21 protein-coding genes and 1 riboswitch are annotated in these 23,302 nt (G+C 55.8%); of the genes, 9 read left to right on the top strand and 12 right to left on the bottom strand.

Going from position 1 to position 23,302, the window contains the following annotated elements; genetic code table 11:
- Position 1 precedes the first annotated feature (1 nt).
- Complete coding sequence (locus ACT3XD_RS03940) at positions 2-628, bottom strand: hypothetical protein (protein ID WP_192536687.1); 627 nt, start codon at positions 626-628, stop codon at positions 2-4.
- Positions 629-961: 333 nt separating this feature from the next.
- Between ACT3XD_RS03940 and ACT3XD_RS03945 the strand changes: the two genes are divergently transcribed.
- Positions 962-2,275: an NRAMP family divalent metal transporter gene (locus ACT3XD_RS03945; protein ID WP_192536688.1), complete on the top strand. Its 1,314-nt coding sequence runs from the start codon at positions 962-964 to the stop codon at positions 2,273-2,275.
- A 151-nt stretch (positions 2,276-2,426) separates the two neighbouring features.
- Here the strand turns inward: ACT3XD_RS03945 and hpxO are convergent, their stop codons facing one another.
- Together hpxO and ACT3XD_RS03955 are read right to left on the bottom strand one after the other, a co-directional pair.
- Positions 2,427-3,629 (bottom strand): FAD-dependent urate hydroxylase HpxO, encoded by a 1,203-nt coding sequence (hpxO, locus tag ACT3XD_RS03950; RefSeq protein WP_192536689.1) that lies wholly within the window; start codon positions 3,627-3,629, stop codon positions 2,427-2,429.
- A 176-nt stretch (positions 3,630-3,805) separates the two neighbouring features.
- On the bottom strand, positions 3,806-4,735 hold the full coding sequence (locus ACT3XD_RS03955; RefSeq protein ID WP_192536690.1) for a LysR family transcriptional regulator: 930 nt from the start codon (positions 4,733-4,735) through the stop codon (positions 3,806-3,808).
- 157 nt (positions 4,736-4,892) lie between these two features.
- On the opposite strand from ACT3XD_RS03955, the gene speB reads away from it, so the two are divergent.
- Positions 4,893-5,795, top strand: coding sequence for an agmatinase (gene speB, locus ACT3XD_RS03960; RefSeq protein ID WP_192536718.1), 903 nt, complete (start codon positions 4,893-4,895; stop codon positions 5,793-5,795).
- A 14-nt stretch (positions 5,796-5,809) separates the two neighbouring features.
- Here the strand turns inward: speB and ACT3XD_RS03965 are convergent, their stop codons facing one another.
- Both ACT3XD_RS03965 and ACT3XD_RS03970 read right to left on the bottom strand, forming a co-directional pair.
- On the bottom strand, positions 5,810-6,649 hold the full coding sequence (locus ACT3XD_RS03965; RefSeq protein WP_192536691.1) for a cytochrome c oxidase assembly protein: 840 nt from the start codon (positions 6,647-6,649) through the stop codon (positions 5,810-5,812).
- A gap of 2 nt (positions 6,650-6,651) precedes the next feature.
- The gene (locus ACT3XD_RS03970) at positions 6,652-7,116 is read right to left on the bottom strand and encodes a DUF2243 domain-containing protein (protein WP_192536692.1); all 465 of its coding nucleotides are present in this window, start codon (positions 7,114-7,116) and stop codon (positions 6,652-6,654) included.
- A gap of 112 nt (positions 7,117-7,228) precedes the next feature.
- Positions 7,229-7,420, top strand: a riboswitch (cobalamin riboswitch).
- Positions 7,421-7,482: 62 nt separating this feature from the next.
- On the opposite strand from ACT3XD_RS03970, the gene ACT3XD_RS03975 reads away from it, so the two are divergent.
- Entirely contained in the window at positions 7,483-8,496 is a 1,014-nt protein-coding gene (locus ACT3XD_RS03975) for an ABC transporter substrate-binding protein (RefSeq protein ID WP_192536693.1), read from the top strand.
- A 66-nt stretch (positions 8,497-8,562) separates the two neighbouring features.
- Positions 8,563-8,994, top strand: coding sequence for a pseudoazurin (locus ACT3XD_RS03980; RefSeq protein ID WP_192536694.1), 432 nt, complete (start codon positions 8,563-8,565; stop codon positions 8,992-8,994).
- A gap of 49 nt (positions 8,995-9,043) precedes the next feature.
- Here the strand turns inward: ACT3XD_RS03980 and ACT3XD_RS03985 are convergent, their stop codons facing one another.
- Both ACT3XD_RS03985 and ACT3XD_RS03990 read right to left on the bottom strand, forming a co-directional pair.
- On the bottom strand, positions 9,044-9,832 hold the full coding sequence (locus tag ACT3XD_RS03985) for an alpha/beta fold hydrolase (RefSeq protein WP_225736000.1): 789 nt from the start codon (positions 9,830-9,832) through the stop codon (positions 9,044-9,046).
- Positions 9,833-9,858: 26 nt separating this feature from the next.
- Complete coding sequence (locus ACT3XD_RS03990) at positions 9,859-11,613, bottom strand: sensor domain-containing protein (protein ID WP_192536696.1); 1,755 nt, start codon at positions 11,611-11,613, stop codon at positions 9,859-9,861.
- A gap of 303 nt (positions 11,614-11,916) precedes the next feature.
- Here ACT3XD_RS03990 and ACT3XD_RS03995 point away from each other — a divergent pair, with 303 nt between their 5' ends.
- Positions 11,917-13,071, top strand: a complete 1,155-nt coding sequence (locus tag ACT3XD_RS03995; RefSeq protein WP_192536697.1) for a M20 metallopeptidase family protein — start codon at positions 11,917-11,919, stop codon at positions 13,069-13,071.
- Positions 13,072-13,115: 44 nt separating this feature from the next.
- A complete protein-coding gene (locus tag ACT3XD_RS04000; protein ID WP_192536698.1) occupies positions 13,116-14,621 on the top strand; it encodes an AbgT family transporter in 1,506 nt (501 codons plus the stop codon).
- On the opposite strand, the gene ACT3XD_RS04005 is transcribed toward ACT3XD_RS04000, so the two are convergent.
- Complete coding sequence (locus tag ACT3XD_RS04005; protein ID WP_192536699.1) at positions 14,622-15,518, bottom strand: LysR family transcriptional regulator; 897 nt, start codon at positions 15,516-15,518, stop codon at positions 14,622-14,624.
- Positions 15,519-15,748: 230 nt separating this feature from the next.
- On the opposite strand from ACT3XD_RS04005, the gene ACT3XD_RS04010 reads away from it, so the two are divergent.
- On the top strand, positions 15,749-16,225 hold the full coding sequence (locus ACT3XD_RS04010) for an NYN domain-containing protein (RefSeq protein WP_192536700.1): 477 nt from the start codon (positions 15,749-15,751) through the stop codon (positions 16,223-16,225).
- A gap of 27 nt (positions 16,226-16,252) precedes the next feature.
- Here the strand turns inward: ACT3XD_RS04010 and ACT3XD_RS04015 are convergent, their stop codons facing one another.
- Both ACT3XD_RS04015 and ACT3XD_RS04020 read right to left on the bottom strand, forming a co-directional pair.
- Positions 16,253-17,698, bottom strand: coding sequence for an ATP-binding protein (locus ACT3XD_RS04015; RefSeq protein WP_192536701.1), 1,446 nt, complete (start codon positions 17,696-17,698; stop codon positions 16,253-16,255).
- A gap of 5 nt (positions 17,699-17,703) precedes the next feature.
- Positions 17,704-18,474 carry a response regulator gene (locus ACT3XD_RS04020; protein WP_192536702.1) on the bottom strand — a complete coding sequence of 257 codons (771 nt, stop codon included), beginning with the start codon at positions 18,472-18,474 and terminating at the stop codon, positions 17,704-17,706.
- A 150-nt stretch (positions 18,475-18,624) separates the two neighbouring features.
- Between ACT3XD_RS04020 and ACT3XD_RS04025 the strand changes: the two genes are divergently transcribed.
- The gene (locus ACT3XD_RS04025; protein ID WP_192536703.1) at positions 18,625-20,895 is read left to right on the top strand and encodes a TonB-dependent siderophore receptor; all 2,271 of its coding nucleotides are present in this window, start codon (positions 18,625-18,627) and stop codon (positions 20,893-20,895) included.
- A gap of 304 nt (positions 20,896-21,199) precedes the next feature.
- On the opposite strand, the gene ACT3XD_RS04030 is transcribed toward ACT3XD_RS04025, so the two are convergent.
- Complete coding sequence (locus ACT3XD_RS04030; protein ID WP_192536704.1) at positions 21,200-21,667, bottom strand: nuclear transport factor 2 family protein; 468 nt, start codon at positions 21,665-21,667, stop codon at positions 21,200-21,202.
- 28 nt (positions 21,668-21,695) lie between these two features.
- Positions 21,696-22,307 carry an NAD(P)-dependent oxidoreductase gene (locus tag ACT3XD_RS04035; protein ID WP_192536705.1) on the bottom strand — a complete coding sequence of 204 codons (612 nt, stop codon included), beginning with the start codon at positions 22,305-22,307 and terminating at the stop codon, positions 21,696-21,698.
- 151 nt (positions 22,308-22,458) lie between these two features.
- Between ACT3XD_RS04035 and ACT3XD_RS04040 the strand changes: the two genes are divergently transcribed.
- The gene (locus ACT3XD_RS04040) at positions 22,459-22,842 is read left to right on the top strand and encodes a winged helix-turn-helix transcriptional regulator (RefSeq protein WP_192536706.1); all 384 of its coding nucleotides are present in this window, start codon (positions 22,459-22,461) and stop codon (positions 22,840-22,842) included.
- The last annotated feature ends 460 nt before the right edge of the window (positions 22,843-23,302 follow it).

Genomic DNA, 23,302 nt, shown 5'->3' on the forward strand with positions numbered 1-23,302 from the left:
TTTAAGCAGTTTGGCCTTGCAGGTGGTGGCCTTCCGGGGTCTGGCGCATCAGCTCGCCGATTTGATACAGGTCGTGCCGATACATATCAAACCGTGAAATGCCGTGGGAGGCCGCGATCAGCACAAAGGTCAGCAGCATCAGGATGGCCGGCGAATTCAGCCAGGTAAACGCGGGCGATGTAGCCGGGTAAAGCAGCGTAAAGATACTCATCCCGCCCAGAAACTGCGCCAGCATGCTGTTCACGATCACCAGCGAAATCATCAGCACGCGAATATTGTGCCTGGGCAGGTGGCGAAGGCTCGCTTCGCGGCCTTTTTCGAGCCGCTTGCGGCGGCGTACTAGCGGAATGGCGTAGGTGCTCAACTTCTCCTCGGAAAACGCCCGCAGTACGAGGTGCGGATCAAGGTTCGGGCCAAAGATGCGTGCGACCGCCTGGTTGAAGGCACTGGCGTCACCGCCCGCTTTCGCCCCCTCGGCCTTTTGCGCCAGCTCGTCCAGATGCGCCTTCTCGGCGCCTGAAAGCTTCAGGTCATTGGCGAAGTTGATGTTGTAGTTGACCTCGTAGACCTGATACAGCGCGGCGGTCACGCCCACGAAAATCATCAAATAGATAAAAACAGTTAACATGGTTGGCCTCTTGAGCGTTTTATCATCCTGCACTTGGCCCGGCTGGCAATCGCCAGTCTGGCCGGTACGACTATGCCTTGCCAAGCCTTTCCAGTACAGACTCAGAAAGGCGCAATAAATACATATCAGCTGCGCGCCTGACCTGGGGCAAGCAATGTGGGTTGTCATGTAGACGTGACATGCAGGCGCCACCGTCAGCGGTTTTAGTTACTCAGGATAACCCTGCGCAATAGGAAAGCAGCCCCCGACTGAGCTAACATAGCGCCCCCAAAACGCTGTTCACGCGAAAATAATAACCAGAATCAACCGAATCCCGCTCACAAGGAACCTGCCATGCCCCCTCAAGAATCCAGTACGCTGACGGCGCCGGCCAAATCAGTGTATGCCAAATACCTCGCGGCTCTCGGGCCCGGTTTTCTGTTTGCCGGGGCGGCCATCGGCACCTCGCACGTCGTTCAGTCGACGCGTGCCGGGGCGGAATACGGCATCGGCCTACTGGGGTTTATCCTGCTTGCCGTGCTGCTCAAATATCCGTCGTTCTTCTTCGGCCCGTTCTACGTCAGCGTAACCGGCAAGTCGTTGATCGAAGGGTATCGCCAGACGTTCGGCAAATCCGTGGTAGCGCTGTTCGCGCTGGTGCAGATCCCGGTGACCGCGATCATCATCGCCGCCATTGCGATTACCACCGCAGGCCTTGCCGGCAGTATCGTGCCGCTGAGCCTGAGCCCGCCCACCGTGGCGGTGATATTGATTGCGCTGTGCTGCGCGCTCACCTTTGTCGGCGGCTACAAGCTGCTGGATTGGGTCAACAAGGTGTTTATCGTCATCCTGAGCGTGACCACCGTGTTCGCAGCGCTTGCCGCCGTGCCGCTGGTCGACTGGACGCTCTATCCGGCAACGGCAGTATCGCCACTGTGGAGCACGGCGACCTTCATTACCCTGGTGGCGGTGCTCGGCCTGATGCCGTCGGATATAACGCTCGCGATCATGAACTCGCTGTGGTCCGAGGCGCGCAACAAGAACCAGGGCGTGCGCAGCGATACCGCCGCTGAAAAAATCGATTTCAACATTGGCTATATCGGTGCCGCCGTACTCGCCGCCTGTTTCGTGATCATGGGCGCGGGCGTCATGCACAGCCAGGGCATCACTCCTGCCGATGGCGCCGTGGGTTTTGCCAGCCAGGTCATCAGTTTGTACACCAGCACGTTGGGTGAGTGGAGCGGCGTGGTAGTAGGTATTTCCGCGTTTACCGTGATGCTGACGACGCTCTTGACCGTGCTGGACGGTTTTCCGCGCATGATCACCGCCTCGTACTACACCTTTACCCGAGCGGAAAACGATGGCGAAGAGACACGCCGCATAGAAGGCAGCCGGGCGTTTCTGGCCTGCATGATCGGCCTTTCGCTGCTGGCCATCGTGATTCTCTACACCCTGATGGGCAGCTTCCGGCTGTTCATGGATTTCGTGATGGTAGTGGCATTTCTGATCAGCCCCATTCTTGCCACGCTCAATCACCTGACGGCCAATGGCTCGACGGTGCCGCTGACGCTGCGCCCCTCCAAGCTGATCAACGCCTGGAGTTGGCTGGCAATTGCCACGTTGGCACTGCTATCGCTGGGCTATATTTACGTGCGTTTTATTTACTGATCGTTAGGCGTTAGGCGTTAGGCGTTAGGCGTTAGGCGTTAGGCGTTAGGCGTTCATATTAATGGCGTGCTGGATAACAGCACGCCATTTTTTTAGGCGCCTTTATTGTCTTTACCCGCGCTTTTATCTCGGCCGCCATTACCCTGGCGCTTTAGCCTAAAGGGCCGCCTAGAATGGTCTTTTTGATTCCCTCACGAACGCCCTGGCCATCCTCCTGGCCCAGTTCGGCATACCACGCCTGGGTTAGCGCCGAGGTGTGGCCGTGAATCATTTCCGCACGCTGGCGCGCTCTTGCCACGATCTCCCCAACCCGCTTAACGCGCGCCGTATTGTAATTATCCAGCGCCTGGCGCAGCGCCTCATTTGGCGTTGGCACATCCTCAAGAGCCTTTTGAACCACCTGGGCCAGTACCCAGGCGTCTTCCATGGCCTGGCAGCCACCCTGGCCTAAATCAGGCGCCATGCCGTGGGCGGCATCGCCCAGCAAAGCCACGCGGGTATCGGTCAGGGTTTCCAGCGGCTCAATGTCATGAATCTCGACCCGCGCCATGCGCGCCGGGTCAACGTGCTCGATCAGCGCCTGCACGGGACGGGCCCAACCCGTGAAGTGCTCGCGCAGCTCCTCTTTGTAACGGGCGGGGTCGTTGGGGGTGTCCGCGGGCAGCGGCACATCAAAGAAGCAGTAGAACTCCTCTTGCCCTTCGCTGTTGCCCCCGGTGCCCATGGGCATGAGGGACACGCGCTTGCCTTCGCCCACGTACTGATCCCAGCTGTCCAGCGGGGCGAGCGCATCCTTTGCGGGTACGCGTACGTTCCAGTTCACATAGCCCACGTACTGGCGCTCGACGGCGCGGCCCACGATCTTGTTGCGCAGCCGGGAGTGGGTGCCGTCCGCCACCACCAGCAGGTCTGTTTCGACCTTGCGGCCGTCGGCAAAGGTCACCGTCACGCCGCGAGCGTCGCTCGTGTAATCCACACAGTGCTGCCCAAGCTCGATGTGCTCGGCACCGACCGCGTCAAACAGCGTTTGCTGCAAGGCGGCGCGGGCGATGGGGCAGGCGCGCTGCTTGACGTCTTCATAAAGCGGCGCCAGCGAGAAATCGCTCAGCAGATGGCCATCATGGCTCAGGTAGCGCATGCGCTGCATATCGCCGCTCAAGCGCTCGATGGCCGTACCCAGGCCTAGTTGGTGCATCACCTTGACGCCGTTGGACCACAGCGAAATAGCCGCCCCTACTGGGCGCATCTCCTCCACCCGCTCCATGACGGTGACGCGGTGGCCCTGCTGCTGGAGTGCCAGCGCAGCGCTCAAACCGCCCATTCCTGCCCCAATGACCAGAACCTTCAGCGACATCGGTAACTCCTTGATGGTGTTTGGCGTTGTTATGAAAAGTAGTTTTTATGAAGACTAGTGGTTATGAAAAGCCGTCGTTATAAAGCAATAGGCATATCTTCAGTGTAAGCCGGTTGCCCGACCAAGACGATTCGCGGCCGCCCATTTTATCAAGCAATAGGGATGCCACTTTTCGATCAGGCCTGCCCGTTGAAATCCCGGGCAAAATCGATCAACTGCTGATTGAGCCAGGCGATGGAGGGCTCATTGGCATACAGGGCATGCTGAATCAGCGTCATGTTGAGCGCGGGAAGCTCCTTGGGCGGCTCTACCAGCCGCACCGGCAGCATGGCGATAAACCGCTCGGCCATCTGCCGCGGCAGGGTCATGATGGCGTCTGTCAGTGCGACCACGCGCGCGGCGGCAATGTAGTTGAGGTTCTTCGAGATCACCCGGCGCGCGAGCCCGTGCTGGGTCAGGCAGCTGTCGATATTGCTGGGCCGCAGCCCGCTGATATCGGCAAGCTCCACGTGCAACATCCGGGCAAACTGCTGAATGTCGAGCGCCTCGCCCACGCCTTGATTGTGCGTGGCCGCCAGGCATACCAGCTCTTCGTGCATCCAGGGTGCCTGCAGCACGCCGCCGGGCAGCTCCTCCTGGCTATCCAGCCCTACCACCATATCGATCTGGCGGCTCTCGAGCCCTTCGCTCAACGCCTCCGGGGTAATCAGTTCAATGGAAAAACTGATGCCCGGCGCATAAGTCAAAAGTTGGCTTAAAAAGCCGGGGTACATGACTTCCTCAAAGTAGTCCGTGGTGGCCAGGGTAAAGCGACGCGAACTGCTGGCAGGCGCGAATGAAGCCGGCGGGGCCAGCCCCTCCTGCAGCATGGCCAGCGCCTGCTGTACCACCGGCAAAAGCGCCAGCGCCCTGGGGGTCGGCTGCATGCCGTTTTCGGTACGCACCAGCAACGGGTCATCCAGCGACTCACGCAGCCGCTTCAGCGCATGGCTCAAGGCCGGCTGGCTCAAGTGCAGCTTTTCGGCGGCCCGCGTAACGTGGCGCTCGCGCATCAGCATCTCGAAAACGCGCAGCAGGTTTAAATCAAAGTGGCGCAACGCGCTCATAAATGTCCGTAGTTAGCCATTATTTATATAGCGAATGATTTAATTCTAAACATTCATTTAATTTATTGCTGGAAATTATTTATGGTCGCTTCCTCATCGCGTGGCTTACGCGATCTTGTGCTCAAGGAGACGTCCGCCGGTGACCCAGACACCCATCATGCCCAGCCTGTTTGGTGATGTTATTTCGACTTTCATGAACGTGGCCAAGGCCACCGATCCTAAAGCGACCGATGCAGATGTCGTGATCAGCGGCGTGCCCTTTGACCTGGCATGTTCAGGCCGGGCGGGCACTCGCATGGGGCCGAACGCCATTCGCCAGGCCACGGCCAACCTGATCTGGGAAGGCAAACGCTGGCCGTGGGATTTTGCGCTCGAAGAACGTCTTGGCGTGTGCGATGCAGGTAACCTGGACTACGCCTACGGCGAGCCAGAAAGCCTGGTGGATAACCTGGAAAACCATGCCGGACGCTGGCTGAAGGCGGGCAAGAAAATGCTGACGCTCGGCGGCGACCACTATATCAGCCTGCCGCTTCTGCGCGCCCACGCACGCGAACACGGCCCGCTGGCACTGATTCACTTCGATGCCCACACCGATACATACGAGCAGGGCACTCGCTTTGATCACGGCACCATTTTCCACCACGCCCTTAAAGAAGGCTTGGTTGTGCCCGAGCATTCGCTGCAGATCGGTATTCGCACCAGTTACGACCGTCACAATCACCCCTATGAAGTGCTGGATGCCGACTGGGTGAACGACAACGGCCCCAACGCGGTGCTCGAAAAAATTCGCGCCCGCGTGGGCCATCACCCGGCCTACGTCAGCCTGGATATCGATGGCCTCGACCCGGCCTTCGCCCCGGGTACCGGCACGCCGGTATGCGGCGGCATGTCCACCGACCTGCTGCTCAAGGTGGTTCGCGGCCTGGTGGGTATGGATCTGGTGGGCATGGATGTTGTCGAGGTTAACCCAGCCTACGATCACGGCGACATTACCTCGCTTGCCGCGGCAACGCTGGGGCTTGAGTTCTTGTATGTGCTGGCGGCGTCCAAGGGCGCTTAATAGCCTTTACGCATCTATGTATTGACTCCGACGCGACTTATGTCGCGTTCGGCACTTTTGAACAACCCCTCACGCCGTTCGACCGGCTTGCGCAACCAAAGCGTTAGCAGTACAACCGCCAACAGCACTTCCGCCAGGTCGCCGCCGTAATACATCAATTGGGCGGCGGCCTGTATTTCCTCAAGCGAATGGTCGGTGCCACGTGGCCAAGCGTAGCCGTACATAAGTTTGCCCAGCAGGCTGTGGGTGGCGATAGACGCAAACAGTACGCCTAGCCGAAAGCGCAGGCTTAGCCGATGGGGCGACACATCGGGCTCAGCCAGAATCGCCCAGCAGAAAAGATACCCCGCCACCAGAAAATGCACATGTATCCAATAGTGAAGTGTCTGATTATCTAGCGATGCGCTATACAGCGGCGTGAGATAAAGCACATACATACCGCCGATATTGAGTATAAGCGCGCTGACGGGGTGGGAGACGAAGCGCACGAACCGGCTCTGCAGTAAGGCGGCTACACGCCTGCCACCTGCCTGCGGCAACGTGCGTAATAGTAAAGTGATGGGCGCGGCCAAGACCCAGGCAAGCGGCGCCAACATGCCGATCAACAAATGCAGGGTCATATGGCCCACCAGATCATGGTGCGCCCAGGCCATTAAAGGGGGTGCTACGGCGATGGCAAGCAACAGGCTGCCTAAGGTAAAAAAGCTACTCCGCCAACCGCTCCAACCAGCCGCTTTATGACGCTGGGCATAAGCCGCCGCTAGATACGCCAGCGTGATTAAAGCAATCAGCGCCAACGGCAGCCAATCAAGCAACGCCACTTGCGCGGCATGGGTATGGTCGTGAACGTGCATGTCTAGCGATGCCCAAGACGCTTGGCACGGCGATAAAACCCGATGCCCACAAGCAAAAGCACTATTGCCGCACCATTCCACACCACGTCATAGAGCAGTGGATCGACCCCATAGCGAATCTGATGCAGGCGCAAAATTTTGTGGTTGATCAGGCCATCAAAAAGCTGGAAACCGCCCATACCTAAAAAGAAGCCCGTCTTGGCCCAGGGAATTGTCAGGCGCTTGCGCTGGGAAAGGTCAAGCAGCATGAACACGCCTATCACAATGGCGAGTAGCTCGAAGGCATGCAGTAGCCCATCCGAAATAATCCCAAACGTTGGCGTACCAAAATCAAAGAAATGATGCCATTGAAGCAACTGGTGAAAGACTATTTCATCGACGGCCGCCATTACGCCAGCACCCAACAGCACGGCTGCCCATAGCGAGCGTTTCGTATCAATATTGGAAGAGGGGAAATGATTCGCCATGGCATCCTTGCTCCTAGCAGTTTTCCTCAAGTTAGGCACTACACCCTTTTCTCGCAACCAGGAAGCGGTGAGCCAAGGCTATTTTTAACAATGTTAAGTGCCATCGTTACACCCTAGAATACCCCGCGTCGGTGTTCTTTCGAGAACCTAACAGAGAATCCGCCGCGCCTGGCCGCGAAACGGAACTGCCCCCGCAACTGTAGGCGGCGAGCGATGCTCGACAATGCCACTGGACACTATGTCTGGGAAGGTGAGCTAGCGACGACCCGTCAGTCAGGAGACCTGCCGACACCCTAACCTTCATCGAGCGGGTCGGCTCAGTTTTTTGCTGTTCCAACGGCCTGCTCATCATGCACGGGAGTGTACATGATGTTGAAATTGACCACGGCGGCTGTCGCCAGCCTTGTGCTGGGAAACGCAGCTTACGCCGCTACCGATTACCCCTTGACGCTTGAAAGCTGCGGCCACGAGATCACGCTGGAAAAGCCCCCTGAACGGGTCGTAAGCATCGGCCAGGCACCCAGCGAAATCCTGTATATGCTGGGCCTTGCCGATAAGCTGGAGGGCACAGCGCTGTGGATCAACCCGGTGCTGGATGAGTTTGCAGACGTTGACGCCACCGTTGAGCGTCTTTCCAACGATGCGCCCAGTTACGAGAGTGTGGTGGCCAAAAAGCCTGATCTGGTCGTCTCGGCCTATGAGTGGATGATTGGCCCGGCAGGCGTGGTTGGCACACCAGAGATGTTTGAGGATTTGGGGATCCCCAGCTGGATCATGCCCACAGACTGCATCGGCAAAAGCAATCAACAAAGCATGGATGGCGCCCGCTCGACGCTCTTCGATACCGAGTTGATTTACGAAAGCATTGACACGCTAGCCCAGCTCTTTGACGTGACCGAACGTAGCGATCAAGTGATTGCTGAGCTAAAGGCGCGCGAAGCTGCGGCCGTAGAGAAAGCCGAAGCGCTGGATCTGCCCGATGATATCACCGGTGTTTTTTGGTACTCCTCCGCCGACATGGCCATCGATCCTTATGTAGCAGGTGTCAACAGTGTGCCCGACTGGCTGATGAACAGGCTGGGGATCACCAACGTCGTGACTGCAGAAGAAGAGTGGCCGACCGTTGGCTGGGAAACCATTGCCAGGAGCAACCCTACCTTTATTGCCGCCGCGCGCATGGACCGGCGCCGCTTCCCGGCCGATGATATTGCCGCCAAGCGTGAGTTTCTGGCATCCGACCCCGTTACCCGCGAGACCGAAGCCGTTCAGCAGGAGCGTATTATCGCGATTGATGCGCACGCACTGGATCCCTCGGTCAGGTCAATCTTTGCCTTGGAAGTGCTCGCTGACCAGCTTGCCGATTTTGATCTAACCCACTGATACAGTGGCTATTCCATACTGCGCCCCGTCTACGGGGCGCTTTGTCTTTTATAAAAGGATTTTGTGATGAAGATACTGCTTCGAATCATGGTTCTGCTTGCCCTTTTCCCATTGGCTGCGCAGGCCGAGACACATATTGTCGAGATGCTCAATCGCAACGACACCGGGCCCATGCCCTACGCACCGGATTACTTGGCGATACAGCCCGGCGATACCGTTCGCTTTGTACCCTCTGCGCCAGGCCATAACGTGGCATCGATCGAGGGCATGATGCCGGAAGGCGGCGAAGCGTTCGTCAGTAATATCGGCAAAGAGGTAGACGTCACTTTCGATGCCGAGGGCATCTGGGGCATCAAATGCTCGCCACACTACACCATGGGCATGGTTATGCTGATTCAGGTCGGCGATACCGCCGCTACGCAAGCAGACCTACCTGAATCATTGCCGCCCGCGGCCCAAACGCGCTTTCTAGAGATACTTGAGCGACATAACGGCTGACCAGTGAATAGCGCCTGGTAAAGCGCGGCGACGTTGCCTCGATAGCGCGTTAAGAACGCAGCCAGGCGTTGATTTCTTGAAGAACAAGTTCAGGGTGCGTCATATGCAGGCAGTGACCATGGCTTGCCAGCAGGCGCAGTGTACTATCCGGCATATGGTCACGCATATAATCACCAACCTTAGGATTGGCCAGCGTATCCTGCTCACTCTGCAGAATAACAGCAGGATGTTTTACCTGAGGCAACAGGTGGCGGTAATCCGAAAAGAACGTCGCTTTAGCGAATATCTTGGCGACTACCGGGTCGGTCGAGCAGAAGCTGCTGGAAAGCTCGCCCACTAATAATTCAGAGCTTTCAGGCCCCATTACCAGGGGCGCCAGATAATTAGCCCAGCCAATATAATTTCGATCCATCAAATCGATCAGTTCTTCCAAGTCCGCATGTTCAAACCCGCCATGATAGTCAGGTGGCATGTTCAAAAAGCAGGGTGAAGGGCAAATCATGATCTGACTGGCAAAGCGTTCAGGCTGGGCAATGCTTGCTAGCAAACCAATCGTACCGCTTACCGAATGCCCGACAAAATGCACCTGTTTTAAATCCAGCGCTTCGCAGATATCGGTGACATCCTGGGCATAGCCTTCAAGCGAGTGGTAGCGCGCCTCACTAAAGGCCGATAGCTGCGACTGGCCTGAGCCCACATAATCAAATAGCACCAACCGATAACGGTCTTTTAATGTAGGAACTAGATAGTGCCACACCTGCTGGTCACAGCCGAACCCATGAGCAAGCATTAGTGTTTTTTCGCCAGCCCCGACAATAGTCACATTGTTACGTGCCATGACCTGCTCTTTAGTTAACACGCCGTTTACTCCTTCGTTTTAAATGAGTGAGTTTTATACTTCGCTTGAAACTCCGTTTGATACCACTCATCAATCCATGCGAAAAAAGCGCGAGCGGGCATTGGCTTGGCTATGTAGTAACCCTGACCACATTCACAGCCAAGTTCCATCAGCAGTTGGCTATGCTCTAGTGTCTCAACCCCTTCTGCGACCAGACCACACTCGAATGCGCGAGCAAAGCCGATGACGCCCTTCAAAATGGCTAAATCACTGCTACTGGTCAGCATATTTTTGACAAAACTACGGTCAATTTTGAGGGTATCTACCGATAGATCCCGGAGATGGCTCAACGAGGAGTAACCGGTTCCGAAGTCATCCAGAGAGATACGAATTCCCATTAACCGGCAGGCATTGAGCACTGAATAAACATGGCTCACATCTTCAATGGTACTGGTTTCAAGTACTTCAATCTCAAACCGCTGTTTAGGCAGGCGGGGGAAGTCCGAAAGAATGACGCTTAAATCGCGCAGAAATTGCGGGTGCTGTAAGTGGTAACCATCAATGTTGACGCTGATCTGCAGGTCCAGCCCCTTCTGTAGCCATATTTGTAGCTGGCAGAGCGCTTTCGTAATCACCCACCGGCCTAGCGCCAAACCGGTAGCGGTATTGCTAAGTACAGGCAGGAAAGTATCCGGCCCTTTCAGGCCTTCTACCGGATGATTCCAGCGTATTAATGCTTCAACGCCAAACACCTCACCTGTGCGCATATTGATTTTAGGCTGGTAATAAAGCTCAAACTGATCGGCCTCCATAGCGCTGCTAATCGCAAGCAGCTCTGAATACTTCTCCTTTTGAACGACTTCATTATCGATATTAAAAAGGCAAACCTGACTCTTTCCGGCAAGTTTTGCTTGATACATTGCCTGATCAGCCTGGCGAATCAGCTGGTCCGGCTGTACTTCTTTCGCCTGCGGATAAAGCGTAACGCCAATACTGGCAGAGAGCTTTAAGTGCATTGAGCCGATGCTGATGGTCTCTGAAAGTTTGCTGATAAGCCGCGTTAGCGACTCTTCTACCAAACCTGCGCTAAAGCGGCCATTTAAAAAAATAACGAACTCATCGCCTCCAAAACGGGCAATTAAATCATCACTTCTAAGATTATTGGCCAGCCGCTCGGCTACGAACTGAAGGACCTTATCACCTACATGATGCCCATAGCGGTCGTTAATTTCCTTAAATCCGTCAAGATCAACAAATGCCAAAGCGAATGCCATAACGCTACGCTTTCGATCTAACATTTTGTGGTCAAGGTATTTAGTCAAGGCCGCCCGATTAGGTAGCCCGGTTAACGGATCCGTGTCGGATAATGTACGCAGTACGGATACTTTCTGCTCAAGCAGTTTTTTGGTTTCCGTTAGCTCTTCAAATAATTGATCTGAACGGCTGGCACTACTGATACTCCAATAAACATTTCCATCAGAACTGCCATCAAAAAAAGCACTTACCGACACTGGCACCTTGCCTTTTGAGGGTGTCACCAGCGTTAGACGGATTTCATCACAGCAGGTTTCCTGAAGCAGCAAGGGAACAATGTATGCTTCATAAATAATCTGTGACGCTTGGCTTAACAAGGTAAACAGGTCAGCGCCCACTAGCCCGCTGACTGAATAACCGTAATACTTTTCAATATAGCGATTGCTGTACAGAATACGCCGCTTATTGTCGGTAACCATGCATCCCACGGGGAAATCATCAAGCGAAAATAGGGTAGATGTGGACATGACTTACCTTGAATAATGACAAAATGACTCACCCTCAACGGTTTTTACACCCTCATATGTTCTCTGATAATCACCTAGGTTTCTATTTTTATAACGTAACGGATTGATACCACTAAACGTAAAATAACAAACCTAAAATACTATTCGTGTGAAATTAACATACTCAACAGGGCCTAGAATCTAAGGTTTCTTCTTACTGTTGCTCAAAAAGCAACAAACTCAACATACAAGCCTCTCCTTTAAGCCCATCAAGTCACTTAGCTTTAGGGCACATAATGACATCAATAACGGCAAGGACAGGCAATGTTTACCGAAAAGCAAGTACAAGATGCGATCACCCTGCGTCACACCCTCCATCAGCACCCTGAGCTTAAATATCAAGAAGCTCAAACCGCAAAGCTCGCCGCAGAGCGGTTACGTGCGCTTGGCTATAAGGTAACAGAGGGTATTGCGACCACAGGTATTCTGGCGGAGCTGGATACCGGCCGCGAAGGCTCGGTGATCGCGTTTCGTGCCGATATGGATGCCCTGCCCATTCACGAAGCCAATACGTTTGGCCACCGTTCACAGCATGAAGGCCTTATGCACGCCTGCGGACACGACGGACATACTGCCACGCTGCTGCTCGCCGCCGAAGCCATCATGGAAAAGCGGGATGAGCTATGCGGGCACCTCAAGCTGATTTTTCAGCCGGCGGAGGAAGGCGGCAACGGTGCGGATGCGATGGTTAAGGCGGGTGTGCTTGAAAACCCCCGGGTGGAGGCCATGTTTGGCTACCACAACCGCCCCGGCTTTCCTGAAGGCCAGCTCTTCGTGAAACCCGGTCCGGCCATGGGTGGCAATGACACGTTCAAGGTGACCATCAATGGTGTCTCCGGCCATGCGGCCATGCCCCATCTGGCCATTGACCCTATTTATGTAGGAGCCTCGCTTGTTCAACAACTACAAGGCTTGGTGGCCCGCCACAAATCGCCCCTTGAATCCGGCGTGATTACCGTAGCTTCCTTTCATGCAGGCGATGCCGCCAACGTCATTCCCGGAAGCGCTGAGCTGATGGTTAACATCAGAAGCGACCGCCCCTCCTCCCGCGAGGCGCTGGCCGGCAAGCTTGAACAGGTAATAAAAGGCGTGTGCGATGCCCATGGTGCCCGCTTCAAGCTTGAGCACATTCATCAGATCCCACCGCTGGCCAATGACCCCGAATGGTCCGAGCGCGTGCTGGAACTCGCTTCCGAGTACGCGGTGAGCAACGATATTCAGAAGCTGGATTACATGCCCACCATGGGAGCCGAGGATTTTGCGTTCTACCTACAAGAAGTGCCCGGCTGCTTCTTCTTCGTCGGTAACGGTGACAGCGCTTATCTTCACAACGAACACTACGACTTTAACGACAACATATTGCCGGTGGCCGGCGGCATGTTTGTGGCTTTAGCAAAAGGGCTGCTATCACGCAGCTAACAACCTTTTACAACCAATAGCTTCTAAAAATAAGGGTTAACACTATGCAGTCCGTACTCGCTTCTATTGAACGCGTGGGTAACAAACTCCCTCATCCGTTCATTCTGTTTACCATTCTCGCCGTGGTGGTCGTGGTTATTTCCGCTCTGCTTGCCGCCTTTGGCGTCTCGGCGGTCAATCCGCAAACCGGCGATACTGTCTACGTTCAAAGCCTGCTTTCCGGCGATGGCGTGGAGTTCATGCTGACCAGCGTAGTCAGTAACTTCGTCAATTTCCCGCCGCTTGGGCTTATTTTGGTGGTGATGTTCGGCATCGGTCTGGCTGATAAGGTCGGCCTGATGTCCACATTGATGCAGGTTAGCGTGGCCAAGGCACCACCGTCACTTTTGACCTTCTGTGTTTTCATGGCAGGTATTTGCGGCAGCATCGCTTCCGATGCCAACTACTTGATCCTGATTCCGCTAGCCGCCATGGTCTATCACTCGGTGGGCCGCCATCCGATTGCTGGTGCCGCCGCCGCCTACGCCGCCGCCGGGGCGGGTTTTGATGCCAGCCTGTTTATTACCGTTGGGGACGCGCTATTTGCCGGTATCACTACCGAAGCGGCGCGCTTGGTTGATCCCGACGCCTATGTTTCTCCGGTGGATAACTACTATTTTGTGGCCTGCTCGGTGTTCGTGCTTGCCATTGCAGGTACGCTGATTATCGATAAGGTGGTTGAACCGCGGCTCACACGCACGCTGCCGATGAGTAAGGACTTCAAGACAGATATCATCAAGCCGGAGTTAACGCCTGCAGAAAAGCGAGGGCTTAAGCGGGTCGGCTTTGCTACCTTGATCTATCTAGCGTTGATCCTGATTGCCGTTCTTCCCGAAGCATCACCGCTACGTAACGAAGAGGGAGGGTTGATCCCATCACCTTTCCTACGCTCGCTGGTGCCACTCATGTTTGGCTATTTCGTGACCATCGGCCTGGTTTATGGCATCACTACCGGTAAGATCAAAACCAGCCGCGATGTGCCTCAACGCATGGCAGAGTCGGCAAGCGATTTAGCACCTACTCTGGTATTGTTCTTCGCGATTGCGCAGTTTATCGCCTACTTCCGCTGGTCAGAGCTTGGCCAGTACATCGCCATAGAAGGTTCGAACATTCTGCAGAGCACCGGCTTTACCGGCCTGCCGTTGGTGGGCGCGTTTATTGCCATGAGTGCTGTGCTTAACGTGTTCATGACCAGCGGCTCAGCCCAGTGGGCGCTGATGGCTCCAGTATTTGTGCCCATGCTCATGATGATCGACTTTGACCCCGCCTTTGTACTCGCCATGTTCCGTATAGGTGACTCCAGCACCAATATCATTTCACCTATGAGTCCGTACTTCTCGGTCGCACTGGTGTATATGCAGCGTTACAAGCCGGATATGGGGTTAGGCACGCTGATAGCCACCATGCTTCCACTCGCGGTTACCTTTCTGCTCGCCTGGTCCACCTTTTTGATGTTCTGGCTGGCCATGGGCTGGCCGATTGGGCCTGGCGTTTACATGATGGCGAACTGATTACTGCATCGTCAGCATCAACTTCCACAGATAGTCGGCAGCGGGCGAAAGCCTTCTGCCGGCTCTTCTTACCAAGTTGCCCTGACTGCTGGCTGCCAGTGGATGCGCTACGGGAATCGCCATAAGCTGTCCTGCTTGTATCTCGTTACTTGCAGCGGCTGCGGTCATGAACGATACGCCGATACCGGCACTCGCCATACGCCGTGAAACAGAATGCAGGTTGCAGCGATAGGCGGGCGTGGCGGGTTGCCCGGCGGCGCTAAATAACGCATTTACAAACTGCTGCGACCCCGATACATCGGGCAGAAAAATCAGTTTGTGCTGCAAAAGCTCTGCTACCGTAACACTCTCCTGCCGGGCCAGCAGATGAAAAGGGGCCACCAAGGCGCATAGCGGGCCGCGCTCAAAAGAGTGCACCACCAGCCGCGGGTCCGAAATTGGTCCATAGGTAATCGCGATATCCACCTCGTCGTTGGCTACCATCTCGTGAGGCTCACGGGGGTAGTAGATACCCGTCTTGATCTCGATCAGCACGTCAGGGTAGTGCTCGGAGACACGCTTCATCACATAGTTGATAAAACTATCCACAAACCCGTCGCCCACTGATACCACGACCTTGCCCGCCTGCAGATTGCGCAGCCGGGAAAGCGTATCCCCAAGCTCCGAGTTGAGCCGCCGCTGGGCAAGAAAGCTATCTACTACCAGTAAGCCCGCCTCGGTTAACATCATATGGCGCCCCTGGCGCTCTAAAAGTGCCATCCCCAGCTCTCGCTCAAGACTGCGCACCTGCCGACTCACCACGGAAGGGTTAATATGCAAATGCTCAGCCGCCGCGCGAATACCGCCGCAGCTGCTTACTTCCAGCAAATAGAAAGCACGTTTATCGAGTATATTCATGGATGGCTCGTAATAGGCTGGAGATACATAAAGCATGCTAACCAACTAGCGCATGCCATTGTATTGCGCTGAATCCGCCAGAGCGAGACCAGCGATGTTAGTACACGACAAAGGAATTTATTACTTGCCCTTTTCCCTTTTTAGCGCACCCGACGTGCTGTGCTGTAAAACCTTACATTCACCTGACCATGCTGGCATGCTTTAACGCCTTCCAAGGAGCCTTACCGCATATGACCAGTGTCGCCATCTTTGTTGATACCCAAAACGTCTACTACACCACGCGGGACGCATATCGAAAAAACTTTGATTACAACACGTTTTGGGCGCAAGCCACCGCTAACCGAGAGGTGACGGGCGCGTTTTGCTATGCCATCGATAAAGGCGACCAGAAACAGCGTGAGTTTCAGAACATACTTAGAGCGATCGGTTTTGAGGTGAAGCTCAAACCGTTCATTCAACGCTCTGACGGTTCCGCCAAGGGTGACTGGGACGTCGGTATCACTCTCGATGCTATCGAGTACGCGGAAAAGGCCGATGTTATCGTTTTGGTCTCGGGCGATGGCGACTTTGACCTACTCGCCCATAAAATCCGCACCGTACATGGCAAGAAAGTGGAAGTGTATGGCGTTCCCCAGCTGACCGCCGCTTCGCTTATTAATGCGGCGAGCGAGTTCATCCCTATCAAGCGCGACCTGCTGCTTGGCTAATGGGCTTCAAGTGCATAAACGCCGTGTTTAACCGTCTTGCCAGCGAATCACGCATGACTCATTTTTCGCGCCAGCGTGGGTGGGCAGCGCCATTACAACGCGCAACCCGCCGCCGGTTCGGTTATCAAGCGCCAGCCTGCCGCGATGGGCCATCACGATGCTCCGGGCAATGCTCAGCCCCAGGCCGTACCCGATGCCGCTTGATGGCGCTGAGGCCTCACCCTGCACGTAAGGCTGCATGACGGCAGGCAGATGCTGGTCATGAATACCGGGGCCGTCATCCTGAATCTCAACCTCGACCCAGCGCTCTGTCAGCCGCAGCGTTAGCTGAGCGCTACCCGCATAGTGCAGGGCATTGTCGATCAGGTTGTGCAGCACCCGCCGAATGCTGGCGGCGTGGCCGGAGATAATCACGGCCGGTGCGCCGTGCCAGCGGACATCGCCTCCCGTATCGACGAACTCATCCACCACTTCATTGATCAATCCGGCCAAGTCAAACGCGGCGTGACCATCCGGCGTTGCGCCACTGCTGGCGGAATCCAGAAGCGAGCGAATCAGCTCTTCCATCTGGCCGATATTGGTAACCAGCTTTTCCCGAAGCCGTGCATCATTGATGCCTTCCACCCGAATGCGCATGCGCGTAAGCGGCGTGCGCAAGTCATGGGAAACGGCGGCAAGCAGCTGAGTTCGCTCGCCCATCAGATCAATCAGCTGTTGCTGCATGGCATTGAAGGTCTCGGCGGCCTGGCGCATTTCCTTCGGCCCTTCGACCGGTAAAGGCGGCTGCTCGATGTTCTGACCCAGCGCCGAGGCAGCGCGAACCAGGCGCCGTAACGGGCGAGTGCTGATACGCACCACGATGAGCGCGATAGCCACCAGGGCCAAGGCGCGGAGCAGATAAACGCGCAGGGCATAATCGCCCAGCACGCGCCAGGCAGGCTCAGCGTTCCAACCCTGTTCCTGAACCGCCTGGATGTGCAGCCACTGCCCCGACGCAAGGCGCATCTGGAAGTCGAAATGCCCAACCACGTGAGAAAGACCAAACAAGCCAGCCCACGTTCTGGCGTGGCCGTTCTCATCCCGGATAGTCACGTCGAGCAGCGACAGCTCTACGGCTTCGCCGACCTCCTGACTGAGCGCGGCCTGCAGCATGCTTTCCACGTTTTGCTGGCCACTGTCCAGCCGTGGCGGTGTGGCAAGTGGCGATACCAGAAGCTCAGGGTGAAAGGTTTCCGACGCCAGGTGGGTCATCGCCTCGCCATTGGCCAGTTTATGCAGCGTTTCCACGGTACGAAACGCCACCAAGCGAGCGGGCACTTCGAGTACCTGACTATAGCGCACGTCATACCAGATGCTGCTGAACAGCAGCTGGATCGCCAGGCCACCGGCCACCACAATCACGCTCAACTGCCCGAACAACGAACCAGGCCATAATCGGCACCACCATCCCGGCGTACGCGTCATTCTGAACATGCGCGTCATTGAGAAATAGAGGGTTGTTCGAGCAGATACCCCTCGTTGCGCACGGTACGAATAAAACGCGGACGACGCGCGTCATCCTCAAGATAATGACGCAAGCGGCTGATGCAGACATCAATGGAGCGGTCGTTAACGTAATACTCCCGCCCAAACGCGCGGCGACTCAACTCGTCCCGGCTGACGATGCGGTTAGGAATCTCGCTCAAGGTCTTAAGCACCATGAAATCGGAGCGGGCGAGATCGCAGGCGTGGCCGGCGGGTGATTTCAGCCGACGGGTTTGTAGATCCAGACGCCACCCGGCAAAACACAGCACGGCTTCATCGGCCGCAGCTTGCGGCGGGGTGTCCGGCTTGTCTCTGGCATGCGGTTCTCGGCGCATGACGGCGCGGATACGTGCCAGCAGTTCGCGCGGGTCGAAGGGCTTACACAGGTAGTCATCGGCACCAATCTCAAGGCCGATAATACGCTCCGCCGAAGCGCCGCGGGCGCTGATCATGATCACTGGCAGGCTGCTCTGCTGACGCAGGACACGACACAGGCTCAAGCCGTCTTCGCCTGGCAACATCAGATCGAGAATGACCAGATCCACGCTGCCATTCAGTTGGCCCCACATCTCGCGGCCATTGGCCGCGCCGCGCGTGCGGTATCCCATCCCGGCCAGATAGTCGCAGATCAGCTCACGGATTTCATCATCGTCATCCACCACCAGAACGAGGGCAGATTCATCGTGTTGTTCAGCGCTTGACGCCAACGGCGCTACATCACCCATACAATTCATTACATATGCCCCATAGAGCAAAAGTTTCTTAGCCAAAGACGCCAATATAATCGTGGCCTGGGAAATGGTAAATGCCAATCATTATTATTTTAAGGGACATTCATGATGTATCGCGCCTCGCACACCTTCAGGAACTCGTCTGTGTGTTCAAAAACCCCACTCGCCAAGGCAATTGCGGCCGCCTGTGGTGGCTGCCTGTTAAGTACCAGCGCACTGGCCCAGACAGCAGTTGATGAACCTCAACGTATATCCGACGTCCAGATGAGTACTGTGCAGGTCGAGGCGGCCTATCAAGGCGACCCTGCCCGAAGCTATACAGTGCCCGAAACCAGCAGCTCCACCGGTTTGGATCTCTCCCCTCGCGAGACGCCGCAATCCGTTACGAGTGTTACCCGGCAGCAGTTAGACGATCAGCAAGCGGTCAGCCTGGAAGACGCGCTGGAGCTCACTCCCGGTATCGCCGCCAGCAAAGCGGAAGTGGGCGTACGTACGTCTTACCGTGCCAGAGGCTACAACATCAGCAACTGGAAGATCGACGGCTTGCAGTTCCCTGGCGATTCCGGTTTCAGTGGCGGCGGCAACGCTGTGAACCTGGACCTGTACGAGCGTGTGGATATCGTGCGTGGCGCCAATGGCCTGCTGGGCGGCACCGGTGACCCCTCGGCCACCGTCAACCTGATTCGCAAACGCCCAGAGCGGGAGTTTGGCGGCAGTGCCTACGCCTCTTATGGCCGCTGGGACAACGCGCGCGGCGGGGTGGATATCAATACGCCACTTACCGAGGATGGCAGTATCCGTTCGCGTTTCGTGGTGACCCAGGGCGAAGGCGACGGCTTCCGCGACCATGAATCCACCCGCAGCCGGGCGGCACTGGCCAACTTCGAATTTGACGTAAGCGACGCAACTACGCTGGGAGTGGGTTACCAGTACGAATACAACAAGACCTCGGGCGCTGGCTGGGGTGCCAACATACCTATCTGGTTCGCCAGCGGCCGAAAGACAGATCTTTCACGCAGTACCAATCTGGTCCCTGAATGGAGCTACGCAGAGCAAGAGACCAACACTGCCTTCGCCTCGCTGAATCATCGTTTCAACAGCGACTGGAGCCTTGAGGTACAGGCTGCCCAGAGTAATACCGATGCGTTCAGCAACCTCGCCCTGGGCAAGGTGAACCGCGGGCCAGGAGGCACCTACACAGGCTATTGGGAAGAAGATGGCGGCGGTGCCATTCTGAACGGCATGCGCAATGATAACGAGACGCGCCAGCGCTCCGCCCGGATCGACCTGAACGGCGCCTATGGTCTGCTCGGTCGTCGTCACGAGATCGCGCTTGGCTATAGCGACAGCCGCACGCGTTCACGCACCCATGACCACGACTGCACGCTGAGCAGCGCCACCACGTCCGAGTTTGCCGAAGGCTGCATGTACCGCAACAACAACGGCTTGCCGATCACCGATTGGCGCAACGGCGTCGATGCCGACATCCACCTGAGTGGCGCCCGAAACGGCCAGTCCAGCCTCACCGAGACCGACCTGCGCGGTGTTTATGCGGCTACGCGTCTAAGCATCACCGAGCCGCTTTCCCTTATTGTGGGTGGCCGTACCAGCTACTATAAAACCGAGAATGAAACGGCTTCAGGTGATACTACCAGCCAGCGTGAAACTGGCGTATTCACACCCTATGCGGGCCTGGTCTATGACCTTACGGACAACCACTCGCTCTACGCCAGCTATACCAACATCTTCACCCCGCAAAGTCGGCAAACCACCAGCGGCGACACGGTCAAGCCCATCGCAGGCGACAGCTATGAAGCTGGCGTAAAGGGCGAATGGTTTAATGGCCGATTGAATGCGTCTGCGGCCTACTTCCGCACCCGCCAGGAGAACAGCGCCGTATTGGATGGCAGCAACCTGACCCCCGACGGCAACCAGGCCTACCGCGCGGGTACCGGCAATGAAACCGATGGTATCGATCTTGAGATCGCGGGTGCTATCACCCCAAACTGGAATGTCTACGGCGGCTATACCTACCTGCACTTCCGGCGCATTGATTCGGACGGCCGCAGCGACCCCTCGCACCTGTTCAAGCTGCATACCACCTACGAGCCCGCCGGCCTGTTGAATCGCTGGACCTTCGGTACCGGCGTTTACGCCCAGAGCAATATCGACGCTATCTCAAGCCCCGCCGGCCAACCCACCGACGGCGTCAGTACCGGCTCCACGCCCGCCAACTGGGCAGGCTACGCCACTGTGAACGCCATGGCCCGCTACGATATTACTGACGCCACCAACGTCACGCTCAACGTCGACAACCTGTTCGACAAACACTACTACCAGCGCTACGGCTTCTACGCCGGCGCCATTTACGGCAACCCACGCAGTGCCACGCTAACGCTACGGACCGAGTTCTAAAAGCGTTTAGCACAAGTAAAAAGGCCGCGCAATTTTTGCGCGGCCTTCTCGTTTAAGGGCTGTCGGTTAGCCCGTTTACTCAACGTGCCTCACTATTCGATAGGCAGTCCGCGACCTGTGCTTTATTCGTCATGGAGCCTGCAAGCCGGCAGAGCAATAAAGCGGCCACGCCACACCGGCCTGCGACACTGATACCGGTAGGTAGCTTTTGTGGTTTATAAAAAAAGGCCCTTTCGGGCCAAATAAAATCGACTGCTATCCGATTTAGAACATAGCTATTTAATTTAAAACAAAGCTATCTGTTTTAAAACATAGTGTTATCGTTGGCCGCTTCTTCCGGCACAGACTGGATGACATCCCAGTGCTCGACGATCATTTCATTTTCAACGCGGAAGATATCCACAACGGCTTCACCGCGATCATCATCACCATTGGTAGAGTGAACATGCAGCCAGACCAGGTCGCCATCGGTTGCACTACGCACGATCTCGCTCTGGTAGTCCGGGTTTTCCTGGAAGTAGCCTGCAAAGTAATCCACGAAAGGCGCCTTGCCATCCGGCACGTCCGGATTGTGCTGAATGTAATCTTCCGCCAGCACCAATGAGCTCTGCTCTGTTTCATGCTCGTTGAAGAACTGGTTATAGAACTGGATGACCAATGCCCGGTTTGCTTCCTCGGCCTCAAGATCACGTTCGGCTTGCGCAAACGATACGGCGGGTAAAGATAGCATCAGCACCGACGAGGCAACGCTCAACGATTTCAGTAACGACATGTCAAAACTCCTGTTTCGGGTAGATGGCTCAATAGCCAACGGTAAAACGTTGATTCATGTGGCGAGGCTTCTCCAGCTCATCCACTAATGCCACGGCATAATCTTCAAAGGAAATACTTGAGCCCGCGCCATGGGTCAGCAATTCATCTTGGCCAAGGCGAAAGACGCCGGTACGCTCGCCGGGTACGAACTCTGCCGAAGGCGACAGAAACGTCCACTCAAGATCATTAACGCCGCGTAAAAAATCCAGAAACTCACCACCGGCACTCGCTTCGGGCTTGTAGGCTTCAGGGAAATCCGGCTGATCAATAACTTTCTCGCCAGGAGCAACTTCAAGACTGCCTGCCCCGCCCACCACCAGATAGCGGGCAACGCCACTATCGCGTACCGCGCCCACCAGCTTTTTGACATCACTGGCCGAGAAAGGCACGGCACTGATCACTGCATCATGCCCCTTGAGCAATGCGCCCAACGCCTGTTGGTCGTTGGCATCGCCTTGCTTTGGTGTAACACCCGGCAATGTGGCGATCTTATCGGTATGGCGAGCAATGGCCGTTACCTGGTGCCCTCGGTGTGATAATTCCGCGAGAATACGTGAACCTGCATCACCCGATGCGCCAATAAGTGCAACTTGTGCCATGAGAAACCTCCTGGAGCTTCTATGTTTTATACGGTCTAAAATGTAGACCTTTAGATAAACTTAAAGTAGTTTCTGTAGCCGCGCAAGAAGTCACATTTACCTGACCCGGTCATATCCATATGCCCACTGCATACCCATCCATGGAGCCGTGATGACTGAAATTACCGCTAGCGAAGAGATAGTTCTTGAACAGCCCTGCCCGATTCGTGATGTGCTTGATCGTATCGGCGACCAGTGGAGCCTGCTGATTCTGGAAGCCCTGGCCCCCGGCACGCTGCGCTTTAATGCCCTGATGCGCGAGATTGGCGATATCTCAAAGCAGATGCTCTCCCGCACTCTCAAACAGCTGGAGCAGGATGGCTTTATCACGCGCACGCTCTACCCGGAAGTCCCGCCACGGGTGGAATATACTCTCACCCCGCTGGGGCACTCCTTTCTTGAGCCAATGCAACAGCTGGTGGCGTGGGCGGATACACATCACCGCACTATTGTGGCCGCTCGCCTGCGGTATCAGACCGCCCAAACGAAGCCCTGATGCCTGGCATGCAAGCATTAACGGTATTAGGCGATAAAAAAGCGCCAGGTACGTTTGAATAACGGGTATCAAGCATGCTCATGGTGAGCTCTTGATAGATATAAAAGGAACGAGATACGCGGATCACGCAATAACCCAACATCTTATCGCTATTGCGCTTTTCTTGTTCCGGTGGTCGGAAATGCTTCCGGCTACACACTCGGCTCATTAGACATCGCGTCTCATACACACTAAGGTAGGTGGCCCCTAAGGTTCGTGATCAACACACATCACGAGCCTGTATTTTGCCCCATGTGGGCTGCTTGTTTTGCTATAGATAGGCTGGATCACCAGTACTTTTGACGTTCTGTCCTGCGCGGACATTTTCGATAGAAGAGGGAATCCATGTCACGTCACTACTCAGATGAGGGCAAGTGCATGCCGCGCCGCCCGCCTCCCAGCACTCCTTTTTTTGGGGAGC

Source organism: Halomonas sp. AOP7-B1-5 (assembly GCF_052353045.1).
In the GTDB taxonomy this organism is placed as follows: Bacteria; Pseudomonadota; Gammaproteobacteria; order Pseudomonadales; family Halomonadaceae; genus Vreelandella; species Vreelandella colorata.

What these genes read in the sequence shown, in the direction of transcription:
- ACT3XD_RS03990 (WP_192536696.1), bottom strand. Translation starts at nt 11,613, where the DNA reads ATGTCCACATCTACCCTATTTTCGCTTGATGATTTCCCCGTGGGATGC.
- ACT3XD_RS04015 (WP_192536701.1), bottom strand. Translation starts at nt 17,698, where the DNA reads ATGTTCAGAATGACGCGTACGCCGGGATGGTGGTGCCGATTATGGCCT.
- ACT3XD_RS03940 (WP_192536687.1), bottom strand. Translation starts at nt 628, where the DNA reads ATGTTAACTGTTTTTATCTATTTGATGATTTTCGTGGGCGTGACCGCC.
- ACT3XD_RS04010 (WP_192536700.1), top strand. Translation starts at nt 15,749, where the DNA reads ATGACCAGTGTCGCCATCTTTGTTGATACCCAAAACGTCTACTACACC.
- ACT3XD_RS04005 (WP_192536699.1), bottom strand. Translation starts at nt 15,518, where the DNA reads ATGAATATACTCGATAAACGTGCTTTCTATTTGCTGGAAGTAAGCAGC.
- ACT3XD_RS03955 (WP_192536690.1), bottom strand. Translation starts at nt 4,735, where the DNA reads ATGAGCGCGTTGCGCCACTTTGATTTAAACCTGCTGCGCGTTTTCGAG.
- ACT3XD_RS03985 (WP_225736000.1), bottom strand. Translation starts at nt 9,832, where the DNA reads ATGGCACGTAACAATGTGACTATTGTCGGGGCTGGCGAAAAAACACTA.
- ACT3XD_RS03945 (WP_192536688.1), top strand. Translation starts at nt 962, where the DNA reads ATGCCCCCTCAAGAATCCAGTACGCTGACGGCGCCGGCCAAATCAGTG.
- ACT3XD_RS03980 (WP_192536694.1), top strand. Translation starts at nt 8,563, where the DNA reads ATGAAGATACTGCTTCGAATCATGGTTCTGCTTGCCCTTTTCCCATTG.
- ACT3XD_RS04030 (WP_192536704.1), bottom strand. Translation starts at nt 21,667, where the DNA reads ATGTCGTTACTGAAATCGTTGAGCGTTGCCTCGTCGGTGCTGATGCTA.
- hpxO (WP_192536689.1), bottom strand. Translation starts at nt 3,629, where the DNA reads ATGTCGCTGAAGGTTCTGGTCATTGGGGCAGGAATGGGCGGTTTGAGC.
- ACT3XD_RS04000 (WP_192536698.1), top strand. Translation starts at nt 13,116, where the DNA reads ATGCAGTCCGTACTCGCTTCTATTGAACGCGTGGGTAACAAACTCCCT.
- ACT3XD_RS03975 (WP_192536693.1), top strand. Translation starts at nt 7,483, where the DNA reads ATGATGTTGAAATTGACCACGGCGGCTGTCGCCAGCCTTGTGCTGGGA.
- ACT3XD_RS03995 (WP_192536697.1), top strand. Translation starts at nt 11,917, where the DNA reads ATGTTTACCGAAAAGCAAGTACAAGATGCGATCACCCTGCGTCACACC.
- speB (WP_192536718.1), top strand. Translation starts at nt 4,893, where the DNA reads ATGCCCAGCCTGTTTGGTGATGTTATTTCGACTTTCATGAACGTGGCC.
- ACT3XD_RS04035 (WP_192536705.1), bottom strand. Translation starts at nt 22,307, where the DNA reads ATGGCACAAGTTGCACTTATTGGCGCATCGGGTGATGCAGGTTCACGT.
- ACT3XD_RS04040 (WP_192536706.1), top strand. Translation starts at nt 22,459, where the DNA reads ATGACTGAAATTACCGCTAGCGAAGAGATAGTTCTTGAACAGCCCTGC.
- ACT3XD_RS03965 (WP_192536691.1), bottom strand. Translation starts at nt 6,649, where the DNA reads ATGCACGTTCACGACCATACCCATGCCGCGCAAGTGGCGTTGCTTGAT.
- ACT3XD_RS03970 (WP_192536692.1), bottom strand. Translation starts at nt 7,116, where the DNA reads ATGGCGAATCATTTCCCCTCTTCCAATATTGATACGAAACGCTCGCTA.
- ACT3XD_RS04020 (WP_192536702.1), bottom strand. Translation starts at nt 18,474, where the DNA reads ATGGGTGATGTAGCGCCGTTGGCGTCAAGCGCTGAACAACACGATGAA.